This is a genomic window from Micromonospora sp. NPDC049529 (assembly GCF_055586685.1).
Genome location: NZ_JBVJHT010000016.1, coordinates 77,039 through 101,617 on the forward strand (window position 1 = coordinate 77,039; position 24,579 = coordinate 101,617).

Sequence of the window (24,579 nt, forward strand, 5' to 3'; positions counted from 1 at the left end):
GTCACTGTCCTCTGTCCGGTTCGACGCGGTACGCGACGCCGTCGGACTCGGTCATCGTCGCCGAGCCCGACGGGTCGGCTTACTTCTTCGCCTGACCCGCGGCGACCTCTTCCGCCGTCCAGTAGCCCGAATCGATCAGGGTGGCCTTGATGTCGTCCTTGTAGACGGTGGCGATCGGCAGCAGGTAGGCCGGGACGACCTTGACGCCGTTGTCGTACGTCTGCGTGTCGTTGGCCTGTGGCTGCTTGTCCTGAAGGAACGCCTCGGCGGCGAGCATGGCCTGGTCGGCCAGCAGGCGGGTGTCCTTGAAGACGGTGGAGCTCTGCACGCCGTCGTTGATCAGCTTGACCGAGGCGATCTCCGCGTCCTGGCCGGTCACCACCGGGATCTTCTTACCCGCGCCGCCGTAGCCGGCGTTCTGTAGGGCGGTGATGATGCCGCGGGAGATGCCGTCGTACGGCGACAGGACCCCGTCGACCCGCGAACCGTCGTTGTAGCTGGAGGTGAGCAGGTCCTCCATCCGCGTCTGCGCGGTTCCCTGCTGCCAGCGCAGGATGGCCACCTGCTCGACAGCGGTCTGTCCCGACTTCACCCGTAGCGTGCCGGCCTCGATGAAGGGCTTCAACGTGTCCATCGCGCCGCCGAAGAAGTACTGGGTGTTGTTGTCGTCGAGCGAGCCGGCGAAGAGTTCGACGTTCAGCGGGCCCTGGGCCGTACCCTTCGCGCCGTCCCTGGTTTGCAGGCCGAGGCCGACCAGCAGCGCGGTGGCCTGGGCGACGCCCACCTTGTAGTTGTCGAAGCTGACGTAGAAGTCGACGTTCTTGCTGCCGCGGATCAGCCGGTCGTAGGAGATGACGGGAATCTTCGCGTCGGCGGCGGCCTGCAACTGTCCGCTGAGCGACGTGCCGTCGATCGCCGCGATGATCAGGACGTCCGCGCCCTGGGTGATCATCTGGTCGACCTGCTGCGACTGGGTGGGGATGTCGTCGCCGGCGTACTGGAGGTCGACCTTGTAGCCCTTCGCCTCCAGCTTCGACTTCACCGCGTTGCCGTCCGCGATCCACCGCTCCGAGGTCTGCGTCGGCATCGAGACGCCGATGGTCAGGTCGCCGGGCTTGTCCCCGCCGGTGTCACCGCCGCCGCCCGCACCCTCGCCACTGCACGCTGCCAGGCTCATCGCCAGCACGGCGCTGCCGAGAGCAACCAGGAACCTTCTGCCCATGAGTTTCTCCTCTCTGGACTCGCCCGCCGACTGCCGGGCCGACTGTCGCCTTCCGGGTAGCGTTAGCGCTCACAAAGTGAACGTCAACACTTGTTCCGAAATAGCGGTGTCACGGTCTCGTAACGGAGGTGTCCCGACGAGCGGTGCGCGGGACTGCCACTCGACCTCGGACCGGACGCGGAAAGCCGCTCACCACCGTCGATGCGGACCCGGTCGAGGACGCGAACGTCGGTGCGGGCTCCGGCCGCCCGCGATCAGCGACGCGGTGGGGCGACGCTGTCCCGGGAGACCAGGGCCGGGGCGATGGTCTGACGCAACGCACCGCCGGTGCCCGATTCGATCTGCGCCAGCAGCATCTGCAGACTCGCCCGCGCGACCGCGCCGAAGTCCGGCCGGACGGTGGTCAGCGGCGGGATGAAGTACGCGGCCTCCGGCACGTCGTCGAAGCCGACCACGCTGATATCGTCCGGCACCCGCCGGCCGAACTCGTGCAACGCCCGCAGCACGCCGAGCGCGAGATGGTCGTTGGCGGTGAAGACCGCGGTGACCTCCGGCATCCGCGCCAGCATCTGCCCGCACCGGTAACCCGAGGCCGCGGACCAGTCCCCCGGCAGCAGCGGCGGTGGATCCACCCCGGCGGCCAGCAGTGCCGCCCGCCAGCCGTCGATCCGGCCGACACTGTCGAACCAGTCGGACGGCCCTGAGACGTGCCAGACGCTGCGATGCCCGGCGTCGAGCAGGTGCTGGGTCGCCGCTCGGGCACCCGCCACCTGGTCGACCGTCACCAACGGCACCGGCCGACTCGGGTCACCGTCGACCGTGACCAGCGGAACATCCTTGGGCAGGCGCTCCAGCGCCTCACCCGCCGACTCGACCGGCGCGATGACCACGATGCCCGCGACCCGGTGCGACAGGTGCCGCTCGACGGCGGCCGAGATGGAACGGTGGTCGAGGTTCTGCACGCTGCCCATGCTGACCGCGAAACCCTCCGCCGCAGCGGTCTGCTCCAACGCGGCCAGCAACGACGCCGGTCCGTAGAGCGTCGTGTTCTGCGCGACCACGCCGATGACCTGCGATCGGCCGGTCACCAGGGCGCGCGCCGCGCCGTTGGGGCGGTAGCCGAGCTGGGCGATTGCCGCTCGCACCCGCAGCCGGGTCTGTTCACGGACGTTCGGGTGCCCGTTGAGCACCCGCGACACCGTCTGGTGGGAGACACCGGCCAGACGAGCAACGTCCGTCATCGCAGGACCGTGGACGGCCATTTCGCTCCCCCACTACATCTCCGGCCCGCGGCCCGTCGACGTCGACTGGAGCGGTTCGGCCCGATCCCCCTCGCTCGGTCACCACGCTGGTGCGCAATCCCAGGTGACCAGCGCTGGATGGCCTGCAGTCTACGTCAGCCAACGGCTCGGACGCGGCACCGCTGTGTCGGGAACGGCGAAACGAGCGCACAGTCGCACGGCGCGACCACCGTGCGCCGGGTACGCAGACGACCGTGTGCGCCCCGCGCACCGTGGCCTGCTCCACGCTCCCGTGGACGGAGCGTGGAGCAGGCCGGCGACGACATGACGCGGTGGCACGCCGGCACTCGCCCGGCAGGCACGTGGTTCTCCGCGCCAGCGATCAGATCAGTCGCCGCCCGAGTGGTGTCAGGGCGTTGTCAGACTGAACCGGCGTACGGTGACCGCGCCACCGAGCGACTGGGTGGCGTGGTTGAACATCGCGAATCGGTAGCCCATGAAGAACTGCCAGTTGTTGGCCAGGGTCAGGGCATTGCCGAGTGGGGTGAAGGTGACTCCGTCGGTGCTGTAGGAGAAGTGGGCCTGACGGCCGGCGCCGGGTCTGATGTCGGCGCTGGCGCGCAACCAGATCCGGCCACCGGAGACGGCGGCGCTGGCCACCTCGGTACCGGTGCTGGTGGTGTTCCAGTTGCTGTCCATAGTTAGGCCGTTCTGCATGACCAGTCGGGTGGTGCCGTTGTCACGACGGACTCCGATCCAGGCCGACGAGTTACGCAGCACCGCCAGCCCGGTGCGGTCACCATCGCGCATGGTGGAGTAGTCGAGTTCGATGGTGGCGGTGGAACTGGGGCCCTGGATGCGATGGGTCAGCGTGTTGCGCGCGGCGTACAGGTCGCCGGTGACGGTGGCGGTCTGCAGGCGCAGTCCGTTGTTGACCGACCAGTTGCTGTTGTCCGGGTTGTGGTTCCATTCCCACTGCGGGCCGAGGGTGGTGCCGGCGAAGGTGTCGGTGCCGGTCAGTGGCTTCACCGCCCGGGGCGGTGCGGGCAGGTTCGGTGCGGGGTAGGAACTACCCCAGGCGCCGTTGACCGTCTGCACCACGGGCCAGCCATCGCCGGTCCAGGTGATCGGTGCCAGAGCCGGCATCCGGCCGCCCGGATAGGCGTCCACGAAGGCCATGTAGTACCAGTCGCCGCTCTGGGTCTGCACCAGCCCACCCTGATGCGGCACACCGCCGCCGGAGATCGGCCCCGGCATGTCGAGCAGCACCTGGCGCATCTCGTACGGGCCGAAGGGGCCGTTGGTCGACTTCAGTACGTACTGCCCGTTCGCCGGTCGGGTGAGCCAGATGTAGTAGTTGCCCCCGCGCTTGTAGAAACGCGCTCCCTCCAGCGTTCCGACGCTCGACGGAGTGGTGAACACCTGCTGGGCGCGGACCTGGCTACGCCCGTCGGCGGAGAGCTGCGCCACGCTGATCGTGCCGTTTCCGTACGCCACGTACATGGTGTCGTTGTCGTCGATCAACATTCCGGCGTCGTAGTAGCAGTTGTTGATGGTGGTGTGCCGGTTCCACGCGCCGTCGACGGCGGTCGCGGTGTAGATATGGGTCTGCGCGAAGTCGATGCACCCCGCCCAGTAGAACGTCCGGTTGCTCGGACGGTAGTTCAACGTCGAGGCCCAGATTCCGTCGACGTACGCCCGGCTGCCGTTCAGGTCGTACTTCGACCCGAAGTCGAGCCGGGGCACGGAGTGACCGGCGAACTCCCAGTTCACCAGGTCGTACGAGCGCAGCACCGGTGCGCCCGGCGAGTAGTGCATGGTGGACGCCGACATGTAGTAGGTGTTGTCCACCCGGATGATGTCGACGTCGGCGAAGTCCTGCCACACGACCGGATTCGCGTACGGCGTGTTGCCGGGATTGCCGCTGCCGACGGGTACGAGCTGCCACTGCTGGTTGTTGCCACCCCAGTCGTCGTACTGCACCACGTTCGCGCCGTCGGCGGTCGACGCGCTCTGCACCTCCACCGCCCTGTTGCTGTTCCGATTGATCAGGCGCACGTAGCCTCCGGCCGAGTCCGCCAACCGGAACTGCTGGTTGGTCCCGTTGCCGTCAGCCCACTGCACCACCGCCGCGCCGTTCGCGGTGGAGAAGTTGTAGACATCGAGCACCTTGCCCGAATGGCGCGACCTCAACCGGTAGTAGCCTCCGCCGGAATCCACGAACTGCCACTGCTGCCACGCACCGTCGTTACGCGCCCACTGGGTGATCCGCGCACCGTCGGTCGTCGCCCGGTTGTAGACGTCCAGCGCCTTACCGCTGTTGCGGTTCACCAACACGTACCAGGCATTGGTGTCGACCGTCGCGGCCGAGGCGGGTGTCGGGGCGACGGCCGCCAGCGCTCCGCCCACCACCGCCGCCACCGCCGCCGCGGCGACCCGCGACAACCACCCACGCCGCCGCGGTGGTGGTGGCGCTACCCAGGGAACCCGATCGATGGCAACCATGATCCTCCTCTGACGACGCGAACCGAACGGTCTGAGTCGGTGCCCGCCGCACCGGGCGGCGGCGCGAGGCTGGTCGAGTTTGCCCTTTGTGATCGCTAACATCACCCATCGCACTCCGCCGCACTCTGCTGTCGCGCACGAGGAGAGACATGACCACGGGTGGACCAGCCACGAATATCGACCGTCTCAGATATAGACTGTGAGCGATAACACGTCCGTAGTCAAGACGTAACACAAGCGGCTCACGGTCGTGCAGAGACGCGGACGGGGCGGGCCGTCCCGGCCCGCCGGACGCGGGCAGGGGCGGACCACCCCGTCATCGACGCGGCGTGGCCGGGCGGGTCAGAGGCCGCGGGACAGCCGGTAGTAGGCCTGGTTCCAGCGGATCTCGTCGGCGAACCGGCGGGGCTCGGTCTCGGCGTCGATGACGACCAGCTCGGTCCGGCTCATCTGCGCCAGGTCGTGCAGCTCCTCCACCCCGACCGCTTGGGACAGCACGGTGTGATGCGGTGCGCCAGCGGTGATCCACGCCTCCGCCGAGCGGGGCAGGTCGGGCCTCGGACGCCACACGGCGCGGGCGACCGGTAGCCGGCGCAGCGGCTGCGGCGGAGGCACCACGTCGATCTCGTTGGCCACGAGCCGGAAGCGCTCCCCCATGTCGGCCAGCCCGAGCACCACCGCCGGGCCCGGCGCGGCGTCGAACACGAGCCGGACCGGATCCTCCCTGCCCCCGATGCTCAGCGGGTGGATCTCCACGTTCGGCACCCCGGACGCGATGGTCGGGCAGACCTCAAGCATGTGCGCACCGAGCACCAACTCCTCGCCCGGGGTGAGGTCGTAGGTGTAGTCCTCCATGAACGACGTACCGCCATCCACACCCACCGACATCGCCTTGAGGGTCCGGACCAGCACGGAGGTCTTCCAGTCACCCTCGCCGCCGAAACCGTAGCCGTCCGCCATCAGCCGCTGCACGGCGATGCCGGGCAACTGGCGCAGCCCGCCGAGGTCCTCGAAGTTCGTGGTGAAGGCCTGGAACCCGCCCGCGTCCAGGAAGGCGCGCATGCCGAGCTCCAGGCGTGCGGCGTACCGCAGCGAGTCGTGCCGCTCGCCTCCGGCAAGCAGCTCACCGACGATGCGGTAGGTGTCCTCGTACTCCTTGACCAGCTCGTCCACCTGCGCGTCGGTGACCTCACCGACCACCTGGACCAGATCGTTGACGCCGTACGTGTTGACCGACACCCCGAATCGCAGCTCCGCCTCGACCTTGTCGCCCTCGGTCACCGCGACGTCACGCATGTTGTCGCCGAAGCGGGCCAGGCGCAGCGACCGCATCGCCGACCAGCCGAGCGCGGCCCGGGCCCACGCCCCGACGCGGGCGGTCACCCGCGGGTCGCTGACGTGCCCGGCCACGGTCTTTCGGGCCACACCGAGACGGGTCTGGATGTACCCGAACTCGCGGTCGCCGTGGGCCGCCTGGTTCAGGTTCATGAAGTCCATGTCGATGTCGGCCCACGGCAGCACGACGTTGGCCTGGGTGTGCAGATGCAGCAGCGGTGTCTGCAACGCGTCCAGGCCGGCGATCCACATCTTCGCCGGTGAGAAGGTGTGCATCCACGCGACAACCCCGATCGCGCCCTGCGCGGCGGCGTCGCGGCAGACCCGCAGAATCTCGCCGCTGTTGGTCAGGACCGGCTTCCAGACCACCCGGGCGGGAATCTGCGGCGATTCGTCAAGCACGGCCGCGATCAGACGTGACTGCTCGGCCACCTGCCGGAGAGTGTCCTCGCCGTACATCCCTTGGCTGCCGGTGAGAAACCAGACCTCGGGTTCGGTGTGTGATGCCATGGGGCTGCCTTCCGCGAGAGGGACGGTCACTTGTAACGGATTCCGATGAGTCGCTGGAAGAGGATGAACACGAAGAGCAGACCCCCGATCACAATTTTGGTCCACCAGGAGCTGAGACTTCCATCGAAAGTGATGAGAGTCTGGATCACGCCCAGGACCAGCACGCCGAGCACCGTGCCGAAGACGTAACCCGAGCCGCCGGTGAGCACGGTGCCACCGATGACGACCGCGGCGATGACGTCCAACTCCATGCCGACGGCGATCAGTGGCGCGCCGGAGAGGGTGTAGAAGGACAGCAGGATCCCGCCGATCGCGGAGCACAGGCCGCTGATCGTGTAGACGGCGATCCGGGTCCGCCCCACCGGCAGGCCCATGAGCAGCGCCGACTGCGGATTACCGCCAATGGCGTACACGTTGCGGCCCAGCCGGGTGTAGGCCAGCGTGTACGCGGCGATGGCGACCACGACCAGGGTGATCAGCACGCTGATCGAGACGAAGTTTCCGCGGGGATCACCGATCCGCTCCTGCGACATCCTGGTCCAGAACCCATCGGTGATCGGGATGGACGAACCGGAGATGAACGTGCACATCCCCCGGGCGAAGAACATCCCGGCGAGCGTGACGATGAACGGCTGGATCTCGAAGAAGTGGATGGCGCAGCCCATCAGCAGGCCGAGCGTCGGACCGATCAGCAGCGCGATGACGAGAACGAGCGCCGCCGGCAGGCCCTCCTGGAGCAGCCAGGCCGACACCATCGCCGTCATGGCGACGACGGAACCGACCGACAGGTCGATGCCACCGGTGAGGATCACGAAGGTCATACCCACCGCGACAACGAGCAGGAACCCGTTGTCGATGAAGACGTTGAAGATGACCTGCACGTTGGAGAACGCCCGGTACTGGGACACGCCGATGCCGTACATGACCAGCAGCAGGGCGAGCGTGGCCAGGACCGGCACCTGTCGCCTCGGCAGTCGGATCCAGGACGGGCGCGCGGTGAGCGATCCGGTGGTCATGCCGGCACCTGCTCCTTCGGCTCGGCGGCGATGATGCTCGGCGGCGCGCTGCTCCTGCGACGGGTGAACCGAGCGCGGAAGGCCGGCGCCTGGATGAGACAGACGGCGATCACGACGACCGCTTTGAACAGCAGCGAGGTCTGCGGTGAGATGTTCATGGCGTACACCGTGGTGGTCAGGGTCTGGATGATCAGCGCGCCCAGGATGGTGCCGCTGAGGAAGAACCGGCCGCCCGCGAGGGACGTGCCGCCGATGACGACCGCGAGAATGGCGTCGAGCTCCACCCAGAGTCCGGCGGCGTTGCCGTCGGCGCTGGAGACGTTGGCCGTCATCATGAAACCGGCGATCGCGGCGCAGCCGGCGCTGAGCACGTACGCGAGGAACACGACCCGGCCGGAGCGGATGCCGGCCAGGCGGCTGGCCTCGGCGTTACCGCCCACCGACTCGATGATCATGCCCAGTGCGGTGCGGCGGGTGAACGCGGCGACGAGCAGGGCCGCCGCCAGCGCGACGAAGATGGCCAGCGGCAGGGTCAGCACGTGGCCCAGCCCGATCGCCCGGTACGGCTCGGAGTTGATGGTGATGATCTGGCCCTCGGTGATCAGCTGCGCGAGCCCTCGGCCGGCCACCATCAGGATCAACGTGGCGATGATCGGTTGGATACCGATCACGGCGACCAGCACCCCGTTCCAGGCGCCGAGCACGAGCGCGACGCCGAAGGCCATCGCGAGGGCGGTCAACACCACGGCGAGGCTGTTCTGGTCGGGTTGCTGGCTGATGTACATGCAGGCGATCGCGCCGCTGATCGCGCACAGTGAGCCGACCGACAGGTCGATGCCTCCGGTCGAGATGACCAGGGTCATACCCAGGGCGACGAGGATCAGCGGCGCGCTCAGCCGCAGGATGTCGATCGGGGTGCCGTACAGGTGCCCGTCCTTGAACTCGATGGACAGGAACCCCGGCCGGTAGATCGTGTTCGCGGCGAACATGACGACCAGCACGGCGGCGGGCCAGAACAGCCGGTGACCGATCATCGTCCGGTAGCGGCCCATGGTGGCGTTCATCGGTCTGCCTCCTCCCGGTGGGATCCCTCGGCGATGGTCTGCATGATGCGATCGGCGTCGAGGCTGTCGTCGTTGGCGAGCTGCGCGACCATCTGCCGGTCACGCATCACCACCACCTTGTGGCTGAGACGCAGCACCTCCTCCAGCTCGGCGGAGATGAACAGCACCGCCATGCCGCCGTCGGACAACTGCGCCACGAGCTTCTGGATCTCCGTCTTCGCGCCGATGTCGATGCCCCGGGTCGGTTCGTCGAGGATCAGCAGCCGTGGCTCGGTGATCAGCCACCGGGCCAGGAGCACCTTCTGCTGGTTGCCGCCGGAGAGATTGCGTACCGGCACCTCCGGGTCGGACGGCCGGATGTTGAGCGCCGTGACGTACCTCTCGACCAGCTCGTCCTGCCTTCGACGAGGGATCGGCCGCAGCCAGCCGCGGGCGGCCTGCATGGCGAGGATCATGTTCTCGCGGACCGACAGGTCGGCGACGATGCCCTCTGCGCGGCGGTTCTCCGAACAGAAGCCCACGCCCTGCTCTATCGCCCGCGCGGGCGTACGCAGGCTGCTCGACGTGCCGTTCACCGCGACCTGACCACCGTCGGCCCGGTCGGCACCGAACAACAGCCGGGCCACCTCGGTGCGGCCGGAGCCGAGCAGCCCGGCCAGTCCGACCACCTCCCCGGCGTGAATGGTGAGGTCGAACGGCTCGACCGCCCCCGAGCGGCCGAGCCTCGACACCGCCAGCAGCGGGCTGCCCTGCTGTCGGGCGGCCACGTCGCGCCGTGAGTGCTCCTCGATCCCGTCGAGTACGTCGAGTTCCTTGCCGATCATCTTCTCGACGAGGGTGAGCTGGGGCAGTTCGGCGGTCGGATACTCGCCGACCAGCCCGCCGTTGCGCAGCACGGTGATCCGGTCGGCGATGCCGTAGACCTGGTCGAGGAAATGGGTCACGAACACGATCGCGATGCCCTCGTCGCGTAGTTGCCGCATGATGCGGAACAGCTGGGCGACCTCGCCGGCGTCAAGGCTGGAGGTCGGCTCGTCCAGGATCAGCACCCGGGCCCGGATGTCGATCGCCCGGGCGATGGCGACCATCTGCTGGATGGCGAGGGAGTACGTCCCGAGCGGCGCGCCGACGTCGAGATCGAGGTCGAGGCGGGCCAGCAGGGCACGGGCGCGGCGGCGGACCTCACCCCACCGGACGGCGCCGAGGAAGCGGGGCTCGCGTCCGATGAAGATGTTCTCCGCGACCGAGAGGTTGGTGCAGAGGTTGACCTCCTGGTAGACGGTGCTGACACCGGCGGCCGTCGCCTGCATCGGCCCGCTGAAGGACACCTGCTCGCCGTCGAGCGTGATCGTGCCCTCGTCGGTGTCGTAGACGCCGGTCAGCACCTTGATGAGGGTCGACTTGCCGGCGCCGTTCTCGCCCATCAGGGCGTGCACCTCGCCCGGAAAGAGCCGGAAGTTGACGTCGTGGAGTGCGCGCACCCCGGGAAAGGACTTGGCGATCCCGGTCATCGTCAGGACCGGACGGCTATCCGTCATCCCATCAGACCTCTTCTGGGTTGTCGACAGGGGAGGGCCGCTGCGCTCCCGTACGCCCGCCCGGTCGTCGCTGCGGATCGCCCGGGCGGGCGTGGGACGGGGTGATCGCGGGCCACGCCCGGTCCGTTGCGGGTAATGGGGTGACGCAGCGGGGCCGCCACGCGAGCGCGGCGACCCCGGCGTCGGTCAGTACTTGCGGTTGGGCAGTGCCGCCTTGGCCTGCTCGGTGGTGAAGGTGGTCTCCTCGGTCTCGATTCGAGCCGGCACCTCCTCGCCGGCGTGGACCTTCTTCGCCAGGTCCATGAGCTGTGGGCCGAGCAGCGGGCTGCACTCGGCGATGAAGTTGAACTTGCCGTCGGCGAGGGCCTGCATGCCGTCCTTGACGGCGTCCACGGTGATGATGGTGATGTCCTTGCCGGGCACCTTGCCTGCGGCGGTGATCGCCTCCAGCGCACCCAGTCCCATGTCGTCGTTGTGCGCGAACAGCACGTCGATCGTCGGGTTCGCCTTGAGGAACTGCTCCATCACGGCCTTACCGCCGGCCCGGGTGAACTCACCGGTCTGCGAAGCGATGATCTTCAGGTTCGGGTTGACGGCGATTGCCTCGGCGAAGCCCTTCTTGCGGTCGTTCGCGGGCGCCGCACCGGCGCTGCCCTGCAACTCGACGATGTTCACCGGGCCCGAGGCGGTCTTCTTCTGCTCGACCAACCATTCCCCGGCGAGCCGGCCCTCCTTGACGAAGTCCGAGCCGAGAAAGCTCTTGTAGAGGGACTTGTCGGCCGAGTCGACCGAGCGGTCGGTCAGGATGACCGGGATGCCGGCGTCCTTGGCCTCCTTGAGCACGGTGTCCCACCCGGATTCCACCACCGGCGAGAAGGCGATCACGTCGACCTTCTGCTGGATGTAGTTGCGGATGGCCTTGATCTGGTTCTCCTGCTTCTGCTGCGCGTCGTCGAACTTCAGGTCGATCCCGGCCGCGGCGGCGGCCTCCTTGATCGAGGTGGTGTTCGCGGTACGCCAACCGCTCTCCGCGCCGACCTGCGAAAAGCCCATCGTGATCTTGCCGTCGTCGGTGGACCCGCCGCCGGTGTCGCTGTTGCCGCAGGCCGCCATGCTGCCGACGAGCAGCACACTGGCGACGACCGAGGCGGCGCGCCATGCAGCGGAGTGCGTTCGCATCTTTCTCATCGGATCTCCTTGGGCTCGGTGTGGTGGATGCACCGCGCCTACCGCCGACGTGCGGGAAGTGGCATACGCGGCTGGTGCGTGCTGGTAACTCCGTGGTGCAGACCGGCGGGCTTCTGCCCGACCGCTGGGCGGTCAGGAATCCGCCGGTGCCGCCGGTTGTTGGCCGTAGACGTTCTGGTATCGGTGGTAGAGAGCGTCGATGTCGGCCTGCGCGATCGGCACCGGCTGCCCGAGCGCGCGGGCCAGGTGCGCGGTACGGGCCACGTCCTCGCACATGACCGCCGCCTTGACCGCCGCGCGGGCGTCGCGGCCGATGGTGAACACGCCGTGGTTGCGCATCAACACCGCGGGCGAGCGGTGCCCGACGAGCGTGCCGACGATGCCCTTGCCGATGTCGTCGCCACCGATCAGGGCGAACGGGCCGACCGGGATCTCTCCGCCGAACTCGTCGGCCTGCGCCGTGAGATGGCAGGGGATCGCCTCCCCGCGGGCGGCCCAGGCGGTGGCGTACGAGCTGTGTGTGTGGACGACCCCGCCGACCTCGGGCATGGCCCGGTAGACGTAGGCGTGGGCGGCGGTGTCGCTGGACGGCGCCAGATCCCCCTCGACGAGTACGCCGTCGAGGTCGCACACCACCATGGCGTCCGCGGAGAGCTCGTCGTAGCCCACTCCGCTCGGCTTGATCACCATCAGATCCCGGCCGGGGACCCGCGCGGAGACGTTGCCGGCCGTCCAGGCGACCAGGCGGTATCGGGTCAGCTCGGCGTGCAGGCGGGCGACACTCTCCCGCAACTCGGCGATCTGTCGGCTCACCTCGGCGTTCATCGGATCACCTCCAGCGCGGTCTCGGGCGTGACGGCGGCGGCATCGACCGCCGCGTTGCGGATCGCCCGGAGGCGGAGCATGACGTCGTTGCCGCCGCGTCCAAACTGGTCGTGCAGTGTCCGGTACTCGGCGTAGAGGGCGTCGTAGGCCCGCACCCGCTCGGGATCCGGTCGGTAGACGGCCTCGTGCACCCGCCCCATCGCCTGCGACGCCTCGTGGATCGAGGGGTAGTCACCGGCGGCGACGGCGGCATGGATCGCCGATCCCAGCGCGGGCCCCTGTGCGGAGCCGATGATGTTCAGCGGCCGGTTGGTGACATCGGCGTAGATCTGCATCAACAGGCTGTTGGAGGTCAGACCGCCGGCGATGACCAGGTCGTCCACCGCCACCCCGGACGCCACGAACGCCTCGATGATCATCCGTGTGCCGTACGCCGTGGACTCCAGCAGCGCCCGGTAGATGTCCTGCGGCCGGGTGGCCAGGGTCATCCCGACGATCATCCCGCTCAGGTCGTGGTTGACCAGCAGCGAGCGGTTGCCGTTCCACCAGTCCAGCGCGATCAGGCCGTGCGCACCGACCGCCTGGCTCGCGGCCAGTTCGGTGAGACGTTCGTGCGAAGCGACGCCGGCCGGGGCCGCGTGCTCGACGAACCAGCCGAAGATGTCGCCGACCCCGCTCTGCCCAGCCTCGTACCCCCACGCCCCCGGGCTGATGCCGCCGTCGACGACGCCACACATCCCGGCGACCTCCGCGAGGTGTGTGCCGTTGACCACGTGACAGGTGGAGGTGCCCATGATCGCGACAAGCCGACCGGGCTTCACCGCCTGCGCGGACGCCGCGGTGACGTGCGCGTCGACGTTGCCGACAGCCACCGCGATCCCCTCCGGCAGGCCGGTCCACGCCGCGGCCCGGGCGGTGAGCCCGCCGGCCCGGGCGCCGAGGGGCAGCAACGGACCGTCCAGCTTGGTCACGAAGTCGCCGAAATCCGGGTTGAGCGCGGTCAGGAACTCCCGGGAGGGATGGCGACCGTCCTGCAGGATGCCCTTGTAACCTGCCGTGCAGACGTTCCGGGTCTCGGTGCCGGCGAGCTGCCAGACGATCCAGTCGGCGGCTTCGACGAAGCGCTCGGCCCGGTGATAGACCTCGGGGTCCTCTTCCAGCATTTGCAGGCCCTTGGCGAACTGCCACTCGGCTGAGATCTTGCCGCCGTACCGGCCGATCCACGGCTCCGCACGCTCGTGTGCCAACGCGTTGATCCGGTCGGCGTGTGGTTGCGCGGCGTGGTGCTTCCACAGCTTGACCCAGGAGTGTGGACGGTCGCGCAGCTCGGGATCCTCGCAGAGCGGAGTGCCGTCGGCGAACGTCGGGAGCACTGTGCAGGCGGTGAAGTCGATGCCGATCCCGACCACCGCCGCGGGGTCCACCTTCGCGGCGGACACCGCCGCCGGGACGGCGTACCGCAGCACGTCGCGGTAGTCCTCGGGATTCTGCAGAGCCCAGTCCGGAGGAAGCGGTCGGCCTGCCGGAAGGGCCGTGCTGATGACCCCGTCGCCGTACTGGTGCACCGCGGTCCCCAACTCGGCGCCGTCACCGACCCGAACCACGAGAGCTCGTCCGGACAGGGTGCCGAAGTCGACACCGACGACATAGCGGTCGCCAGCTCCGTCCACACGGTCCATGTTCACCTCCACCGTTGACGGGGATAGTGTTAACGCTCACATCCAAACTCGTCAAGACATCTGTACGCAACGGCTCCGTAACGGAGCCGAACAGTCGCCCCAACTCGGGCACAGCGACATCGCGGCGGCGCAAAGGATCCGTTCCGTCCCCTTTCCGAGGGACCTGGTCGACCGCCGCGCAGACCGGCTCCGCGAATGCGCGTTCGGCGGGCAGGGCGGCTCACACCGAGCGACAGCACCGCCGACGAGACACGCCACGCAGTCCGGCGACCCCGGCTGTCCAATCACGACCATCTGTCGGCAGTCCACGATGTCAGCGATAACATCGGCGAATCCAGCTATTCATCGCGGTCGAATCGACCGACCCGCCAGTGTGGCACCTCGCGCGATGCCAGGTTCGCGATTGGAGGACACCACGGATCGCCGGCCGCCGCAACCGTCCTCGTTTCAGGTACGCAGGGATTCATTTCCCCCGTACCACTCGACCGACCCCGGACCGGCGGCCGCTCCCGCCGCCGAACGCTCGCGGCAGCCGACACCAGGGCCTTCCGGTCGGAACGGAGTCCGACGTGCGCCACGGTCCCCACCGCGCACCCCACCTGCCGCGACGATCGACACCCGATCCGACTCATTTCCGCACGACCGAATCGACCGCTCCGCAGAGCTGATGCCGACCTGGATCGAACGCACCACCGGGAGCGGCACACCAATGCGTAATTTGATTGTTATCGATAACATCCGCGTTTTCCCGACCCGCGTCGTCGGCGCCCCTGCGGTTCCGCGCGACACACGGATAGGTGCGGCCTCCAGGGACGGAAGTTACCGGTACGTCCCGTCCGGGGCCCGCCCCGACGAGTCGGTCGGGGGGCCGGGCAGTTCGTCCCGGTGCGGCGGGTCGGCTCCCGGGCGGGCACAGGTGGCGGCGGCCACCGCGACGGCGTACCGCAGGGCGGCACTGATCTCGTCGTCCGGCCAGGCGGGCCCCGCACCGGACCGGGAGAGTACGGCGAGCAACCCGGCGGTGAACGCGTCGCCGGCACCGATGGTGTCGACCACCTCGACGGCGGGGGCCGCCTGCCGGAGCAGCCGGTTGCCCGAGCGGGCGACGGCGCCGCGCGGGCCGAGGGTCACGACGCCGAGCGTCACGCCCTGGTCGTGCCAGTGTTCGAGGACCTCCTCCGCCGATCGCTCCGGGTAGAGCCAGCCGATGTCCTCCTCGCTGGCCTTGACGACGTGGGCATGGCGCACCAGCTGGTCGACCCGGGTGCGGGCCTCGGCGGGGGTGCCGAGCAGGCCGGGCCGGACATTCGGGTCAAGGCTGACGATCATGCCGTTGTCCCGCGCGGCACGCAGGGCGGCGCCGATCCGGTCCGCGCCGGGCGGCAGGAACACCGCCAGCGAGCCGGCGTGCACGATGCCCCGCCGGGCGAGTGCGACGTCCAGTTCGCCCGGCCGCCAGGCCCAGTCCGCCGTGCCTTCGACGTAGAAGTCGTACCCGGCGTTGCCGTCGGCGCCCACGGAGACGATCGCGAGCGTCGCCGGCTCCTCGGCGTCGACGGCGTACCGGAGGTCGACGCCGTTGGCCGCCGCGTGCCCGCGCAGCCGGCGGCCGAGGGCCGTGGTCGAGAACCGGGCGAGCAACCGGGTCGGCACACCCAGCCGGGCCAGGCCGACGGCCACGTTCAGGGGGCTGCCGCCCGGATGTGCGGCGTACCGGCCGTCGGGCTCCGGTACGAGGTCGACGACCGCCTCACCCAAGACGGTGACCGCTGTCGGGTCCGGGCTGACGGAGCCGTCCCCCTGCTCCCGTGCCGAGCTCATGGCCGGTGGCCGACGGTGGCCCGCACGGTGTCGGCGTTCGGGCCCGTCCACGGGGGTTGGAACGGGACGGGGTCGGTGATCTCACCGACGAACGTGCCGTCGACGTGGTCGAGGAACCCGATGAGCGCCCAGCCCCGGTCCCCGTCGGGGACCAGGCGGGGTGCGTACAGGTGCGGGTGCGCGACCGGCTGCGCGCGGGATACGTCCCAGGGGCCGCGCACGCTCGGTGCGTCCACCACCCAGATTCGCTGGTCGCCGAGGCGGGGGTCCGCCACGGCGTTGGTGCAGAAGAGCAGGACGGGTTGGCCGTCGACAACGGCGACCTGGGGCACTTCGAGGTGGCCGAATCCGGCGGGCGTGGACAGCGGCGGCCGGACGGTCCAGGTGACCAGGTCCGGGGAGGTCGCGTGGCCGACGACGCCGCGCTCGGACGCCGGTCCCTGGTTGGCGCGGGCGGTGACGAGCATGTGCCAGCCGTCCCCGGAGGGGTCGGCGAAGACCCACGGGTCACGCCATGCCTGCTCGTACCACATGTCCCGGTCGAGCAGCTCGTACCAGGTGGGGTCGGCTTCGACGGCGGGTTCGGTGCCGTGCCGGTGCCAGGTGGTCAGGTCGTCGGAGACCGCCCGACCGATCCGCTGGACCAGTCCGTCCTCGGCCCGGCTGACCCCCGTGTAGAACATGTGCCACCGGCCGTCCGGGCCGCGGACGGTACACCCCGTCCAGGTGGCCAGATCGTCCCAGCCCGGTGAGTCGGCCGGCACGAGCGCGTCGGCGACCAGGGTCCAGTCGCGTAGGTCGGTGGAGACGGCGTGCCCGATCGTGGCCCGCTGGTGGCGGCGGTTCGGGTCGTGCAGGGCGCGGGAGGCGCGCAGGAAGAAGACGTGCCACCGGCCGTCGTCGTCCTGGACGTACCAGCTGTCCCACACCCAGTGGTCCGGCAATCGCAACATGCGGGCAACCTACCAGTGAATCGGTTTAGCTAGAACATGCCCTACCTCGGTGAGTGGGTTGTGACGGCCGGCGCGGCGGTGGACCTGCGTCGACGCAGCGGCATGGGAACGTACGACGGCCCGGCCGCGCCGCCGTCGAGCACGAGTTCCACGGCACGGCGCCCCATCCGCTCGTGCGGCAGGGCGGCGCTGGTCAGGCTGGGACGGAGCCAGGCGGCGATGGGATCGTCGTCGAAGGAGATCACGGAGATGTCGTCGGGGACGGTCAGCCCGGCCTCGTTGAGCGCCTGGTAGGCACCGAAGGCCAGGCGGTCGTTCATGCAGATGACCGCGGTCGGGCGTGGTGACCTGGACAGGAGGGTGCACATGGCGGCGTACCCGTGTTCGGGTAGCCACTCCACGCAGTGACACTCGGCGAACAGGGTGACGTCGGCGGCGGAGAGGGTTCTGCGGATACCGCGCAGGCGGGCCCGCGCGGCGATGGAGACCTCGGGGTCGTCCTCCTTGAGCCGGTTGCGGCCGATCAGCGCGATGCGGTCGCGATGGCCGTGCGCGAGGAGGGTCTCGGTGACCGTCACGCCGGCCTTCTCGTCGTCGGGCAGCACGCAGGGCAGGTCGTCCGAGCTGGTGGCGTTGAGCAGCACCACCGGGCCGCCGAGAATGGCGGGGGGCACCGCGAGCCGACGGGTCGCCATCGCCGCGTAGACCACGCCGTCGACCTGGCGATCGAGCATCGCCTCGATGGCGTACCGCTCGAACGCCGCGTCGCCCTGGGTCTCCGTGATGAGCAGTACGTGGTCGCGTTCCCGGGCGGCGTCCAGCGCGCCGCGGATCAGGTCGCCGGCGAACCTGGTGGTGGCGACGATGTCCGAGACGAACGCGATGGTCGCGGTCTTGCGGGTGCGCAGACTGCGCGCCGCCGTGTTGGGTCGGTAGCCGAGTTCCTCGGCTGCGGCGAAGACGCGCTGGTGGGCCTCTGCGGAGAGCCGGGTGCCCTCGCGCCCGTTGAGCACCATCGAGGCGGCGGTCTTGGACAGGCCGGCCAGTCGTGCGACATCGGCCAGGGTCGCCCTGTTGCTGCCCATGACTCCTCCGAATCCGCGGTGCGTCACATGCGCCACCACATCTCATTCATCATCCGCGAGCCGCCGTGTCCAGCGAAGCCGGGACGGGCGACGGGCGCGCTCGGCCGTGTGGCCGAGCCGTTTCCAGGTCGTTACAGATCTCATCCTTGACAGGGTTCATGGGCCGCGCGCATGCTCTGCTAAATCATTTTAGCGACGTCGTTTAGTGTTACGGAAGGGAAACAGCCCCCTTTCCCGTGATCGTGTCGGCCGACGTGGTCGCGGCCCCCGGGCCCCGGCCGCGCGACCGGGGCGAGGCGGTCGGGGCTGTGCCGCCCGACCGTCGGCGGCGTGACGCGGCATGAATCAAGGAGTGGTTGACGTGCCGGATTTTTCGACCAGGTTCTCGCGACGCCGGCTGGCACTGCTGGTGCCGGCCCTCACCGCCGGCCTGGTGATGACCGCCTGTAGCGCACCAGGATCGGACCAGCCGTCGTCGGCCGGGTCCGACGCCCCGGTCAGCACCGAAATCGGCACCGGGCCGATCACCCTGGAGCTGTACGCGGAGACCGGCTTCCCGCTGGTCAAGGCGCTGGCGGACGAGTTCACCAAGCAGCGCCGCCGGCATCGCGTGGACCTGGCTACTGTCCACCGACGGCCTGGTCAACCAGATCCTGCGGGCCATCGGCCTGGGCGGGATCACCCGCGCCTGGCTCGGCGAGTTCGACACGGCACTGCCCTCGGTGGGCGTGATCGGTACCTGGGTCATGCTCGGCCTGTGCACGATCCTGCTCGTCACGGGCATGAGCAAGATCGACCCGGCGCTGTACGAAGCGGCCCGCATCGACGGCGCCGGACCCGTACGGGAGTTCTTCGCCGTCACCCTGCCGAGCCTGCGCCAGGAGATCGGGGTCTGCCTCACCGTGACCATCATCGCCGCCCTCGCCAGTTTCGACATCGTCTACATCTCCACCAGCGGTGGGCCCGGCATCCAGACCACGGTGCCCGGCCTGGAGATCTACCGGCTCGCCTTCTCCCAGCGGCAGGTCGGACTCGCCTCGGCGCTGGCGGTGGTGCTCATGGTGCTGGTGCTGGCGTGCGTGCTGCCGATCCAGCGGCTGACCCGGGAGGACAAGGCATGAACCTCACCAGCCGCGGCGAACGCCTGACCGGACGGATCTTCCTGATCGCGCTCGTCGTCGTCACGCTCCTGCCGTTCCTGAGCATGCTGTCCGCGGCGTTGCAGCCGCGCGGCACCGTCCCCACCGGACTGGCCTGGCCGTCCGACCCGCAGTGGGGCAACTTCGGCGCCGCGTTCACCGCCGCCAACATGGGTGTGTTGTTGCAGTCCAGCCTGCTGATCGTGGTCGGGGTCGTGCCGATCGGCGTGGTCATCGCGACCATGGCCGGGTTCGGACTGGGTCACCTGCGGGTGCCCGGCGGTCCGATCGCCTTCGGTCTGCTCCTGCTCGGGCTGACCCTGCCACTCGAAGCCGTGGTCACCCCGCTGTACTACCAGATGCGCGACCTCGGCCTGCTCAACACCCGCTGGGCGATCATCCTGCCGCTGATCGGCCTGTACATGCCGTTCTCGGTGTTCTGGATGCGGGCACACTTCACCACCGTGCCGAAGGAACTCTCCGAGGCGGCGCGGGTCGACGGCAGCAACACCTGGCAGTTGTTCTGGCGCATCCACGTACCGCTCGCCCGACCGGCCATCGCGTCGCTGACCATCCTGCTGTTCCTGTGGACCTGGAACCAGTTCCTGCTCGCCATCGTGCTCGTCGACGACGCCACGAAACGCACGATGGCCGGTGCGCTCGGCGCGTTCCAGGGCCAGTGGGGGACCGATCTGGTGCTGCTGTGCGCCGGGTCCCTGCTGATCCTCACCCCCACGCTCATCGTGTTCCTGATCTTCCAACGCCAGTTCATCAAGGCCCTGATCCAGGGGTCGCTGAAGGGATAGTGCGTGACCACGCATCCATCGATCCGGGGGGACGCCGACGAGGGCTTCGGCCGGGTCGTCGACATCTTCCGGGACAACTTCTCCTCGCGCGACGAGGTCGGCGCCGCCGTGGCCCTCTACGTCCGGGGCCGCAAGGTCGTCGACCTGTACGGAGGGCTCGCCGATCCCCGGTCGGGACGCCCCTGGGAGGCTGACACCCCGGCGGTCGTCTTCTCCTGCACCAAGGGAATCCTGGCCATCTGCGCGTACCTGCTGGTCCAGCAGGGCCGCCTCGACCTGGACGCGCCGGTCACCCGGTACTGGCCCGAGTTCGGCCAGCACGGCAAGGCGGCCATCCCGGTGCGCTGGCTGCTCACCCACCAGGCCGGCCTGCCAGCCCTGGACCGGCCCCTCACCCGTGAGGACGTGGTCGGCTGGCAGCCGGTGATCGAGGCGATCGAGGCGCAGACGCCGCTCTGGCCGCCCGGCACCGCGCACAGCTACCACGCGATGACCTACGGTTGGCTGATCGGCGAGGTGATCCACCGGATCACCGGTCAGCTGCCCGGCGCGTTCTTCCGCGACGTACTCGCCGCGCCGCTCGGCCTGCGTACCTGGATCGGTCTGCCCGACGAGGAACGCGACTCGGTGGCCTGGATGCTGGCGCCGCCGGCCGGCTCCTCGGTGCCCATGCACCCGGTCGCCGAGAGCGGACTCACCATGGGCGGCGCCTTCGCGTTCCCCGCCGACCACGACGGTCTGGTCAGCTTCAACGACCCGGTGATCCAGGCCGCCGGGATACCCGGAGCCGGTGCCGTCAGCACCGCCGAGAGCCTCGCCCGCCTCTACGCCGCCACGGTGTCCCCGGTCGGCACCGAACGCCTGCTCACCAGGGCTTCGGTCTACGACGCGACCCTCCCCCGGGTCGCCGGCCAGCAGCGGTACGGCCCGGCCGACACCGGCCAGCGCTGGGGAACCGGCTTCCTCCTGGACTCCCCGCCGGCACGCCCCCTGCTGGGCGCACTCAGCTTCGGCCACGACGGTGCGGGCGGCCACCTGGCCTTCGGCGACGACGCCTACCAGATGGGCTTCGCGTACGTCGTCAACCAGATGGGCGGTGTCGACGACGACCGGGGCGACCGGCTCACGGCCGCCGTGCGAGCCTGCCTCGGGGCCTGACCCGACCCGGAGGCCCACGGATGTCGACCCTCCGAACGAGGGCGATCGGGCGCCCGTACCTCCTGCGGCGCAGGGCGGTACGGGCGCCCACCACTCAACTACGCAGCTGCCACTGCTGGTTCGTGCCACCGTTGCAGGACCAGAGGACGAGCTTCGTACCGTTTGCCGTCGCGGCGCCGGTCGCATCCAGGCAGAGGCCCGACTGCGCGCCCGTGATCGTGCCGTTGGCGTTGATGTTCCACTGCTGGTTGGCCTGGCCGTTACAGTCCCAGATCACCACCGTGGTGCCGTTGGTGGTGCCCTGGCCGGAGGCGTCCAGGCACTTGGTGCCGTAGACCATGAGCTGCCGACTGGCGGTCTGGGTCCAGCGCTGGTTGGTACCGCTGGTGCAGTCCCAGAGCTGGGCCTGGGTGCCGTTGGTCGTGCTGGACCCGCCAATCTCGGCGCAGCGGCCCGACTGGCCCCCCACGATCTGCACGTTCTGCGGGTTGGTGCCGCCGTTCTGGACACCGGCCGCGGTCATCACCGCCTGGGCGCCCGACGGCCAGTTGCCGTTGGTGACCGTGACGTTGCCGGAAACGACGTTGCCGCGATCGCCGTTGGTCACGTTGGTGCTGCCGTTGGTCGACCAGTTGTTGGTGACGGTGAAGTTGCCCATGTTCTCCGCGTACCAGTAGTTGGCGGTGGCCCAGGTACCGGTGGAGGACAAGACGTTGTTGCGGGCGCTGTAGTAGCGGGAGCCCTCGTCGAAGTAGAGCCCGAACCACCCGTTGGTCCGCAGGCAGTAGTTCTCGTCGATGGCCCCGTTCGGGTTCGCCGAAAGGGTGTAGATGCACCCTCCGTCGGTCATCTGCTGCATGACGTCGTGCACGTAGTTGCCGACGACCCGGTTGTTGGCGGCGGTGGTGGGTGTCGTGTAGCGCGGCTGGTAGTTGTACAGGCCACGGTTGGCGTAGTGCTGACTGCCGCCGGCGTCGTTGGCGCCCCAGCCGTACCCGACCGAGAGGCCGGTGTACGGCATGTTGTAGACCTCGTTGTGGGAGATGGTGGCGGTGTTGACGTAGGTGGTCAGGATCGACACCACGCCCCGGTACTCCAGGCCGAGGTCGTGGACCCGGTTGTTGCTGATGGTGATGTCCCGGTTGACCATCCGCTGGTCGCCGGGGTGATGCGCGTCGGCTCGTACGCCGCCGACCACGATCCCGCCGGCCGAGTTGCGGGCGATCTCGGAGCGGGTGACCGTGATGTTGCTGGCGCCCAGGCCGACGCCGCTGGCGTGGGCGTTGGCGTCGTTGCCGATGCCGATCGCCGTCTGTCCGAGGTTGACGAACTGCGAGTCGCTGAAGGTGATGGTGTTGGCGGCGGAGACCTGCACCGCGGCGGGCATCTGGTACCAGTTCGGCCGGGTGGCCTCGAACTGGGGGCAGCCGGCCTGGCAGGAGGTCAGGGCGTCGGTCGGGCGGGCCCAGGTGCCGATGATGTGGGCGCCGGTCTGCTGGTCGGCGAAGCCCTGGTTGCTGCTGGGGCCGAGCCAACTGGTGCCGGTGAAGGTGATGCCGCGCAACGAGATGTGGTGCGCGGGCGCGTCGTAGCTGCCGCCGACGTTGACCAGGGACTGCAACTGCGGCAGTTCCACGTTGACGGTGGCCATGTTCTGCCCGGCGAGCGGGATGTAGTTGAGCGCGCCGGTGCCGGGGTTGAGGTACCACTCCCCCGGTGAGTCGAGGAACTCGTACGCGTTGGTCAGGTAGAACGGGCCCGCCCGGTGCGGGCTGGACAGGGTGTCGAAGCCGAAGGTGTTGTTGTTCCAGGCGGGCTGCTGCATCGTGAGGAAGTTGCCGCTGATGCTCTGCACCGGCGAGTACCGGTCGGTGAACGAGCCGACGCTCTCGACCTCGACCCGGTTCTGGTTGCCGAGGTTGTTGAGGTAGTTCAGTGCGCTGTTGCTGAACCGCATGCCGGTCGTGGTGAAGGTGAAGTCGGCTCGGTTGACGGCGGTACGCGCCCGGGTGGCGACGGCGCCGTTGACGTAGAGCTGGCGGGTGTCGAGCCCGGCTCCCACGTTGGCCCGCCAGATGTTCCTCCCGGAGTCGACGAGCGACCAACCGGTGACCGCCCGCGCGCCGCTGATCGTCGGACGGGCCGAGGCGGCCGCTTGCCAGATCACCTGGTAGCCGTTGTTGCCGGAGTCTGCCGCCGTCAGTCGCAGCGGCGTCGTGAGCCGGTACACCCCGTCGGCCAGTTCCACGACGATGTCACCGGACATCGTGCTGTTGCGCGCCCGTACCGCAGCCTGCGCGGCGGTGAGCGAACACGGCTGGGAGGCGGAGCAACCGGTGCCGGTGCCGGAGGGAGACGCATAGAGGGTGGTGGGGGCGGCCAGAGCCGGGGACGCCGAGGCGGTCACGGCGACCAGGGCGGTCATCGCCGTCGCGGCGGCGCCGGCCAGCAGCCGGCGGACAAGGGGTGGGGACGAGACGGACACGGGACGGTCTCCTGACCTGGGAGGGGTGGTGGTGGAACCGCCTCAACGCGGCGAGCTCGTTGACGCGGTGGTCGCGTTAGCGCTAACAACATGGACCAGCGGACCGCCGCTCCCGCACGGCGGCCCACTGCGGACGGTCCCCTGCACGGCCACGGGTCACCCGATGACCTTCCGCAGGTGGTGCAGGCCGTCCACGGCGAGACGGTCCTGCGATACGGCCAACGGACGCCAGATCGACGCGGCGGTGGCGATGGTCTCGTTCTCCGCCGTGAACGACTCGATGCAGACCGCGCCCTGATAACCGGTGGCTCGCAGGGTGGCGAAGAATCGGGGCCAGTCGAAGTGGTCCCGCCCGGGAGCGCCCCGGTCGGTCCCGCTGACCTGGACGTGCTTGATGTGCCGTCCGGCGACGGCGAGTGCCTCGTAGGGATCGGCCTCCTCGATGTTCATGTGATATGTATCGATCATGATGCCGACGTTGGGGGGCAGACCGTCGATCAGTTCGATCGTCTGCTCGATGGTGTTGACGACGCTCGTCTCGTAGCGGTTCAGCGCCTCGACACCGATGCTCACACCCCACTCGCCGGCCTGCTCGGCCACCGGCGACAAGGCCCGCCGGAAGTCCGCGTAGCAGGCCGCGCGAGCCGTCGGCGACATCCGCCAGGTGCGGCCGACCGCGGCGTACACGGGACCGCCGACGCACGGTGCGCCAACGGCCGCCGCGCTCGCCACGCAACCCATCAGGTACGCCACGGTCGACTCCACGACGGCCGGCGCCGCGTCCACCAGGTCCCGACCGGGCGGGGTGACCGCGCAGACGCCGGCCGCGACGAGCCCGTACGCCGCCAACAGGTCCCGGGTGCGGACCGGGTCCCAGTCGCCGGGCTGCTCGATCGGCAGTTCGACCGCGTCGAAGCCGAACGAGGCGATCCGTGGGATCAGCTCGGCGAGAGCCTCGTCGTCGACCGGCGAGGTCCACACCCAGGGATTGACGCCGATGGCGTACACC

The 24,579-nt window shown here is 69.3% G+C and carries 19 protein-coding genes; 3 read left to right on the plus strand and 16 right to left on the minus strand.

Annotated features, from left to right (window positions below):
- Nucleotides 1-79: 79 nt before the first annotated feature.
- The 14 genes from chvE to ACZ6QQ_RS26555 all read right to left on the minus strand — a co-directional run bounded on the left by chvE (nucleotide 80) and on the right by ACZ6QQ_RS26555 (nucleotide 18,510).
- Nucleotides 80-1,222 carry a multiple monosaccharide ABC transporter substrate-binding protein gene (chvE, locus tag ACZ6QQ_RS26490; protein ID WP_465879923.1) on the minus strand — a complete coding sequence of 381 codons (1,143 nt, stop codon included), beginning with the start codon at nucleotides 1,220-1,222 and terminating at the stop codon, nucleotides 80-82.
- 254 nt (nucleotides 1,223-1,476) lie between these two features.
- Nucleotides 1,477-2,463, minus strand: coding sequence for a LacI family DNA-binding transcriptional regulator (locus tag ACZ6QQ_RS26495; protein WP_465879924.1), 987 nt, complete (start codon nucleotides 2,461-2,463; stop codon nucleotides 1,477-1,479).
- 408 nt (nucleotides 2,464-2,871) lie between these two features.
- The gene (locus ACZ6QQ_RS26500) at nucleotides 2,872-4,968 is read right to left on the minus strand and encodes an RICIN domain-containing protein (RefSeq protein WP_465879925.1); all 2,097 of its coding nucleotides are present in this window, start codon (nucleotides 4,966-4,968) and stop codon (nucleotides 2,872-2,874) included.
- A 342-nt stretch (nucleotides 4,969-5,310) separates the two neighbouring features.
- On the minus strand, nucleotides 5,311-6,813 hold the full coding sequence (gene araA, locus ACZ6QQ_RS26505; RefSeq protein ID WP_465879926.1) for an L-arabinose isomerase: 1,503 nt from the start codon (nucleotides 6,811-6,813) through the stop codon (nucleotides 5,311-5,313).
- A gap of 26 nt (nucleotides 6,814-6,839) precedes the next feature.
- Nucleotides 6,840-7,829 (minus strand): galactofuranose ABC transporter, permease protein YjfF, encoded by a 990-nt coding sequence (yjfF, locus tag ACZ6QQ_RS26510; RefSeq protein ID WP_465879928.1) that lies wholly within the window; start codon nucleotides 7,827-7,829, stop codon nucleotides 6,840-6,842.
- On the minus strand, nucleotides 7,826-8,893 hold the full coding sequence (locus ACZ6QQ_RS26515) for an ABC transporter permease (RefSeq protein WP_465879929.1): 1,068 nt from the start codon (nucleotides 8,891-8,893) through the stop codon (nucleotides 7,826-7,828). The genes yjfF and ACZ6QQ_RS26515 overlap by 4 nt, the downstream gene beginning before the upstream one ends.
- The gene (locus tag ACZ6QQ_RS26520; protein ID WP_465879930.1) at nucleotides 8,890-10,431 is read right to left on the minus strand and encodes a sugar ABC transporter ATP-binding protein; all 1,542 of its coding nucleotides are present in this window, start codon (nucleotides 10,429-10,431) and stop codon (nucleotides 8,890-8,892) included. The genes ACZ6QQ_RS26515 and ACZ6QQ_RS26520 overlap by 4 nt, the downstream gene beginning before the upstream one ends.
- 186 nt (nucleotides 10,432-10,617) lie before the next feature.
- Complete coding sequence (locus ACZ6QQ_RS26525; protein ID WP_465879932.1) at nucleotides 10,618-11,619, minus strand: ABC transporter substrate-binding protein; 1,002 nt, start codon at nucleotides 11,617-11,619, stop codon at nucleotides 10,618-10,620.
- A 132-nt stretch (nucleotides 11,620-11,751) separates the two neighbouring features.
- Entirely contained in the window at nucleotides 11,752-12,444 is a 693-nt protein-coding gene (locus ACZ6QQ_RS26530) for an L-ribulose-5-phosphate 4-epimerase (RefSeq protein ID WP_465879933.1), read from the minus strand.
- Nucleotides 12,441-14,123 (minus strand): ribulokinase, encoded by a 1,683-nt coding sequence (gene araB / locus ACZ6QQ_RS26535; protein ID WP_465879934.1) that lies wholly within the window; start codon nucleotides 14,121-14,123, stop codon nucleotides 12,441-12,443. The genes ACZ6QQ_RS26530 and araB overlap by 4 nt, the downstream gene beginning before the upstream one ends.
- An 819-nt stretch (nucleotides 14,124-14,942) precedes the next feature.
- Nucleotides 14,943-15,944: a carbohydrate kinase family protein gene (locus tag ACZ6QQ_RS26540; RefSeq protein ID WP_465879936.1), complete on the minus strand. Its 1,002-nt coding sequence runs from the start codon at nucleotides 15,942-15,944 to the stop codon at nucleotides 14,943-14,945.
- On the minus strand, nucleotides 15,941-16,897 hold the full coding sequence (locus ACZ6QQ_RS26545; protein ID WP_465879937.1) for a glycoside hydrolase family 68 protein: 957 nt from the start codon (nucleotides 16,895-16,897) through the stop codon (nucleotides 15,941-15,943). Before ACZ6QQ_RS26545 ends, ACZ6QQ_RS26540 begins: the two co-directional genes overlap by 4 nt.
- A gap of 41 nt (nucleotides 16,898-16,938) precedes the next feature.
- On the minus strand, nucleotides 16,939-17,982 hold the full coding sequence (locus ACZ6QQ_RS26550; RefSeq protein WP_465879939.1) for a LacI family DNA-binding transcriptional regulator: 1,044 nt from the start codon (nucleotides 17,980-17,982) through the stop codon (nucleotides 16,939-16,941).
- Between the two features lie 345 nt (nucleotides 17,983-18,327).
- Nucleotides 18,328-18,510 carry a hypothetical protein gene (locus ACZ6QQ_RS26555; RefSeq protein WP_465879941.1) on the minus strand — a complete coding sequence of 61 codons (183 nt, stop codon included), beginning with the start codon at nucleotides 18,508-18,510 and terminating at the stop codon, nucleotides 18,328-18,330.
- Between the two features lie 95 nt (nucleotides 18,511-18,605).
- On the opposite strand from ACZ6QQ_RS26555, the gene ACZ6QQ_RS26560 reads away from it, so the two are divergent.
- Genes ACZ6QQ_RS26560 through ACZ6QQ_RS26570 form a run of 3 tightly spaced genes read left to right on the plus strand, consistent with a single transcriptional unit; the run spans nucleotide 18,606 to nucleotide 21,085 of the window.
- Complete coding sequence (locus tag ACZ6QQ_RS26560) at nucleotides 18,606-19,103, plus strand: carbohydrate ABC transporter permease (protein ID WP_465880047.1); 498 nt, start codon at nucleotides 18,606-18,608, stop codon at nucleotides 19,101-19,103.
- A complete protein-coding gene (locus ACZ6QQ_RS26565) occupies nucleotides 19,100-19,927 on the plus strand; it encodes a carbohydrate ABC transporter permease (RefSeq protein ID WP_326559330.1) in 828 nt (275 codons plus the stop codon). The genes ACZ6QQ_RS26560 and ACZ6QQ_RS26565 overlap by 4 nt, the downstream gene beginning before the upstream one ends.
- A 3-nt stretch (nucleotides 19,928-19,930) precedes the next feature.
- The gene (locus ACZ6QQ_RS26570) at nucleotides 19,931-21,085 is read left to right on the plus strand and encodes a serine hydrolase domain-containing protein (RefSeq protein WP_465879943.1); all 1,155 of its coding nucleotides are present in this window, start codon (nucleotides 19,931-19,933) and stop codon (nucleotides 21,083-21,085) included.
- 94 nt (nucleotides 21,086-21,179) lie between these two features.
- Here the strand turns inward: ACZ6QQ_RS26570 and ACZ6QQ_RS26575 are convergent, their stop codons facing one another.
- Complete coding sequence (locus ACZ6QQ_RS26575) at nucleotides 21,180-23,570, minus strand: ricin-type beta-trefoil lectin domain protein (protein ID WP_465879946.1); 2,391 nt, start codon at nucleotides 23,568-23,570, stop codon at nucleotides 21,180-21,182.
- 156 nt (nucleotides 23,571-23,726) lie between these two features.
- Nucleotides 23,727-24,578, minus strand: a complete 852-nt coding sequence (locus tag ACZ6QQ_RS26580; RefSeq protein ID WP_465879948.1) for a sugar phosphate isomerase/epimerase family protein — start codon at nucleotides 24,576-24,578, stop codon at nucleotides 23,727-23,729.
- Nucleotide 24,579: the final 1 nt, after the last annotated feature.

Coding starts and splice junctions, on each gene's coding strand:
- ACZ6QQ_RS26540 (WP_465879936.1), bottom strand. CDS start 15,944: ATGAGCTCGGCACGGGAGCAGGGGGACGGCTCCGTCAGCCCGGACCCG.
- ACZ6QQ_RS26545 (WP_465879937.1), bottom strand. CDS start 16,897: ATGTTGCGATTGCCGGACCACTGGGTGTGGGACAGCTGGTACGTCCAG.
- ACZ6QQ_RS26550 (WP_465879939.1), bottom strand. CDS start 17,982: ATGGGCAGCAACAGGGCGACCCTGGCCGATGTCGCACGACTGGCCGGC.
- araB (WP_465879934.1), bottom strand. CDS start 14,123: ATGGACCGTGTGGACGGAGCTGGCGACCGCTATGTCGTCGGTGTCGAC.
- ACZ6QQ_RS26530 (WP_465879933.1), bottom strand. CDS start 12,444: ATGAACGCCGAGGTGAGCCGACAGATCGCCGAGTTGCGGGAGAGTGTC.
- ACZ6QQ_RS26525 (WP_465879932.1), bottom strand. CDS start 11,619: ATGAGAAAGATGCGAACGCACTCCGCTGCATGGCGCGCCGCCTCGGTC.
- ACZ6QQ_RS26565 (WP_326559330.1), top strand. CDS start 19,100: ATGAACCTCACCAGCCGCGGCGAACGCCTGACCGGACGGATCTTCCTG.
- ACZ6QQ_RS26495 (WP_465879924.1), bottom strand. CDS start 2,463: ATGACGGACGTTGCTCGTCTGGCCGGTGTCTCCCACCAGACGGTGTCG.
- chvE (WP_465879923.1), bottom strand. CDS start 1,222: ATGGGCAGAAGGTTCCTGGTTGCTCTCGGCAGCGCCGTGCTGGCGATG.
- araA (WP_465879926.1), bottom strand. CDS start 6,813: ATGGCATCACACACCGAACCCGAGGTCTGGTTTCTCACCGGCAGCCAA.
- ACZ6QQ_RS26500 (WP_465879925.1), bottom strand. CDS start 4,968: ATGGTTGCCATCGATCGGGTTCCCTGGGTAGCGCCACCACCACCGCGG.
- yjfF (WP_465879928.1), bottom strand. CDS start 7,829: ATGACCACCGGATCGCTCACCGCGCGCCCGTCCTGGATCCGACTGCCG.
- ACZ6QQ_RS26520 (WP_465879930.1), bottom strand. CDS start 10,431: ATGACGGATAGCCGTCCGGTCCTGACGATGACCGGGATCGCCAAGTCC.
- ACZ6QQ_RS26515 (WP_465879929.1), bottom strand. CDS start 8,893: ATGAACGCCACCATGGGCCGCTACCGGACGATGATCGGTCACCGGCTG.